A 4,953-nucleotide genomic window follows, 5' to 3' on the forward strand; every position below is an offset into this window, starting at 1 on the left:
CCGCAACTCACCTGCAACTGGTGACAGACGGCAACGGCGCCGTGACCGATGCCAAGCTGAGCAACTCACTGGCGCCGGGTGTGGCCTTGGCCAAATCCGCCATGGACGCTTACGTGGGAGCCAACAGCGGCGAAGAAACAACAGCTGCCGCTGTGGTGCTGACTGGCTACATGACTGCAAACACGTTGGCACAGCAAGACCTCAACGGTCATTTCTACGCAGCCAACCCAGTGTTCCCGGTCTGAGTGATCGCGAAAGACTGCCCTTGCGCCGATGGCGCAAGGGCAGACCCTCACAAGGAAGCCGTGATGCCAGAAAGACGCATGGATTCATGGAACAGATGCAAGGCGGTGCTGTTGCTGCTGGCTTGCGCGCTTTTGACCGCTTGCGGTGGCGGTGGGGGCACTGAAGGCCAGGCCAACGCCGACACAGGCGATGGCACCGTGGCCGGCTTGCTGGCCGCGCCCATCACCGAGGCGCAGGCGGTGCGGTTTTTGTGGAAGAGCTCGTTTGGGCCGACCACCGAATCGATTGCACGGCTGCGGCAGCTGGGCTATGCGCGGTTTGTCGATGAGCAGTTGGGCCTAGCAACGGGTACATACAGCGATTATTTGCTGGACAAATGGGCGCCCAATGCCGGAAACGTTGAGTTTAAGTTTTGTGAAACCACATATCCCAATGAATCGGCCGGTCGCTGCTACGACTGGATATACAACCGTGGACGCGCACCTTCCATTATTTTTTTGAGAAGTGCTGTCCATGATGCCGATCAGCTACGCTTACGAATGGCCTTTGCTTTGAGCCAGATGTTGGTGGTATCTGTCAATTCAGATGAACGACACGCTTATGGGATGCGCAGTTACCAACAAATGCTCAGACAGAATGCTTTCGGCAATTACCGAGACATCCTGGTAAAGGTCACCAAGCACCCGTATATGGGCGCTTGGCTGAATTTAGGTGGGAGTCACGCATCACGTCCCAACGAAAACTATCCTCGTGAACTGTTGCAGTTGTTTTCTGTGGGTACGTTTTTGATGAATCAGGATGGGACCTATGTCTTGAATGCCCAAGGTCGCCGGATCGAGACCTATAAACAAGCCCATATCGAAGCGTTTTCAAAGGCGTTGACAGGCTGGGTTTTTCCTCCTGGTTTTTACAGCTCTGAGGCCATGGTGGTGGATGAAAGCCGTCATGACAAGACTCCCAAAATCTTACTCAATGGGCAAGTTATTCCCGCGGGCACATCAGCACAGCAAGATCTGGAAACGGTCATCAGCAATGTGTTCAACCATCCCAATACTGGGCCTTTTGTCGTCAAACAGCTCATCCAGTTTTTGGTGACCAGCAACCCCAGCCCAGCCTATGTGGCCCGTGTGGTGCGGGTGTTCAACAACAATGGACAAGGCGTACGTGGCGACATGCGCGCTGTGGTTCGCGCCATATTGCTGGACTCAGAAGCGCTGAGCCCCCCGGACAACGCCGGGCGACTGCTCGAGCCCGTGCTCACCATGACAGGCTTGGTGCGCGCCATTGGCGGCACCACGGATGGTGCTTATCTGGACCAGGCCGCAGCAGCCATGCAGCAGCGCCCCTTTGCAGCACCTTCGGTATTCAATTTCTATCCGCCGGATTTTGCATTGCCTTTAGCTGGTAGCAAGCTGGTGGCGCCGCAGTTTGGCATTTTGACCATGTCCACTTTGACACAACGCCTGGAGCATGCGCAAAACTTTCTTTGGGCCGGCTCGATCCCTGCCGAGGCGGGCTTGCCAGTGGGTTATGCGCGTGGCACCCGTTTGCAGTGGCCCGCAGCCTGGCTGCAAATGGCTGCGGGGCAGGCAGCTCCTTTGGTTGAAATGCTGAATGTCCGCTTGACCGGGGGCACATTGACCGCCGCACAAAAGAATCACATTGCAGCCCAAGTGCAGTCTTTGCCCGCGACGACCGAAGCACAGCGTCTGGAGCGTTTGAGGTTGGCGACGTTCCTGGTGTATTCATCACCCCAATTCATGACACACAGGTGATTGTGATGCAAAGAAGACGATTGATTCAGGCCCTTTCTGCCTGGGGATTGCGTACAGGCATTCCTGCCAGTGCCTTGCTGGCCCATTCAGTGGGGCAAAGCCAGTCGCAAGACTACAAGGCGCTGGTGTGCATTTACCTGTTTGGCGGCAACGATGGCTACAACATGCTGGTGCCCTACGAAACAGCGGCCCACGCCAACTACCTGACCTTCCGGCCAGAGTACAACAGCAGCACCCGCCAGGGCGTTGGCGTGGCGCGCAATGCCTTGTTGCCGCTGTCTGTGCAGGGCATGGGCTCACCACAAATGGGACTACACCCGTCCATGCCGCGCACGCATGCCCGGTTTGGTTCCGGGCAGGTGGCTTTGCTCAAAAATGTGGGCACCCTGGTGGAGCCAGTCACGCGCTCAAGCTACAACAGCAAACGGTTGCCTATCGGCTTGTTGGCGCACGATACGCAGCAAGAACTTTCGATGCTGACCACAGCTGAAACACAAGGCGCTGGTACAGAGCGTGGCTGGGGCAGCCGCATGATCGAGAGCATGAATCTGCAAGGCAACAGCTTCACCAAAGTTTCGTTCCAGAGTGTGAACCGTTGGATGCAGTCGCCCACGCAGTCGCCATTGGTCACGGGGGCCAACCAGATCATTCCGATTGTGCAAGCCGGACCAATGGCTGCATTGATTGCTCAAGGCAATGGCTCAAGTCGCCCGTTCACCAAGGCCTATGCCCAGCAAATGGCCGCAGCTTATGCCGATGCGGGTAAAGTGAATGCGATTTTTTCTGCGCACTCGGGTACGGCGGAGCAGGCGTTTTTAGGCGGTTCCGCAGGTCGGTCGCATGGCCTGTATGGTCAGCTTTTGGCGGTGGCCAAATTCCTGGAGTCTCGCCAAAGCCTGAATGCACCATCGCGGCAAATTTTCTTTGTCGGTATCGGTGGTTTTGACACCCATGCCGAGCAATTTTCGACACATGCCTCCTTGTTGTCTGATCTGGATGGGGCGGTCGATGCTTTCATGACGGCGGTTCAGGCCATTGGGCTGTCCAACCAGGTCACGGCGTTCACGCTCTCGGACTTTGGCCGGACCCTGCGGATGAATGCCAGCAATGGCACCGACCACGCTTGGGCTTCGCACAACATGGTGTGGGGGGCCGCTGTGCGAGGGGGGGTGTACGGGCGCGACGCCGACTGGACAGCGGGCAGCGAAGATATTTCACCTTACGAACAAATGTCCATCATTCCTTCGATATCGGTGCAGCAGTATGCGGCCACCTTGTCCAAATGGTTTGGGGTGGGTGATGCGGCATTGAACTCAGTTTTTCCTGAGCTGCCTCTTTTTGGCACGGCCAACCTGGGTTTCATGAAAAGCTGATGCCTTGGCCAGCCCCCTATTACCGATCAGACACGTGGTTCATTTCTTGACCGAGGCATGTTGACATGCCCACCATCCTTCGTTACTTCATCAATGGCCTGTACGCAGACAGGCTTGATCTGGGTGCGGCTGCCAGCGACTACGTGTTGACCGACCAGCAGGTGGTGGCCACCGGCAGCGGTGGCGTCAACACCGTCTGGGCGGCTTTGGGGGTGGAGCTGGACGCTCGCAACTTGCTCGGCGGCACCGACGTGGTGGTGTTCAACCACCGCTGGGACCAGTACACCAAAGACATCAGCAGCGTCTCGGGCGCCATCGTCTTCACGTACACCGACAGCAGCAGCGGCCTTTCGGAAAAGGTCACGGTGGCCAACGGGGCCACCGCCCTGGGCCGGGACCAGCTCATCTTTGCCGATGGTGCGGTGCTCACCCACCACGCACGAGCGGCCCTGCAAGGCAGTCTGGGTGCGGCCCTCTCCAGCGTTGCAGGACAGGACAGCAGCCTGAGCAGCACAGCCTACAGCCCGCCCGAGCCTGCAGGCAACAAACTGCGCGCCTTTGCCTCGACCACCAGCGCCACAACCGGGGCCACCTTTGCCATGGCCGAAGAAGGCCAGAGCACCATCATCACGGGCACAAGCCGCATTGACAAGGTTTACGTCAAGGCCGGCGCCCAGGTCGATGCGCGCAACCTCTTTGCCGGTGAAGACCAGATCTACCTGACAGGCAACTGGCTGGACTACACCCGAAGCCTGACTGAAATCTCGGGCGCCATCACCTTCACCCGCACCGTCAACGGTGCCACGGAAAGGGTCATCGTCTCCAATGGGGCCACCAGCTTTGGACGCGATCGCCTGCACTTTGCCGATGGGCAGATGAGCTTCAACACCTTGAGCCAGGGCAATACAGGCTCCAACCCTTCAACGGCTCGGGTACAAATTGTCTTCACTCCCAATGACAATGCGCCACAAACAGAAGACGTGGAGGTGAGCACCAACCCAAGCCAGGTGCAGGACATGGCCGTGGACCTGAGGCGCAGCATGACCCCTGGCTCAGGCGGCTGGTACAGCGGCAACGTGCTGGTGTTCAGCGTGAGCCTGGCCGAAGCGGTCAACATCGACACGACAGGCGGCCAACCCCGGCTGGCCTTGCGCCTGGGCGAGCGCACCGTGTGGGCCGACTACAGCGAGGCCCTCACTGGCCAGGGTGGGCAACAGGTGCAGCAGATCAAGTTCAGCTACACCGTGCAGGCAGGCGACGCGGCCCCCACGGGCCTGAGCGTGCAGGCCAACGCCTTGAGCCTGAACGGGGCGCAGATTCTGCTGAGCGCCACCCAGCAAGTGGCTGACCTCACGCACAGCGCCACTGCGCTCGCCTCCAGCAGCCTGGGGATCAACACCGACATCAACGCCTCCAGAATGGTCCAGCTCAGCGGCCCACAACTGGCCGCGCTCAGCCGGGCGCAGGGGCAAGAGTTTGCCGCAGCCGGGGCCATGCAGGCGCTCAGCGACGCACAGATACTGGCCCTGCAGGCCAGCCTGATTGACCTGGTCCCGCCC

General features: G+C 59.0%; 4 protein-coding genes. All 4 read left to right on the forward strand.

Annotated features, from left to right (window positions below; genetic code table 11):
* Nucleotides 1-245 (forward strand): hypothetical protein (locus tag IC609_RS15955; RefSeq protein ID WP_191820521.1); only part of this gene is annotated, 245 nt, incomplete at its 5' end.
* A gap of 78 nt (nt 246-323) precedes the next feature.
* Entirely contained in the window at nt 324-2,021 is a 1,698-nt protein-coding gene (locus IC609_RS15960) for a DUF1800 domain-containing protein (RefSeq protein ID WP_191820522.1), read from the forward strand.
* 5 nt (nt 2,022-2,026) lie between these two features.
* Nucleotides 2,027-3,394, forward strand: a complete 1,368-nt coding sequence (locus IC609_RS15965; protein WP_191820523.1) for a DUF1501 domain-containing protein — start codon at nt 2,027-2,029, stop codon at nt 3,392-3,394.
* Between the two features lie 65 nt (nt 3,395-3,459).
* Nucleotides 3,460-4,953 (forward strand): hypothetical protein (locus IC609_RS15970; RefSeq protein ID WP_191820524.1); only part of this gene is annotated, 1,494 nt, incomplete at its 3' end.

Source organism: Limnohabitans radicicola, from assembly GCF_014837235.1.
Taxonomy (GTDB): domain Bacteria; phylum Pseudomonadota; class Gammaproteobacteria; order Burkholderiales; family Burkholderiaceae_C; genus Limnohabitans_A; species Limnohabitans_A radicicola.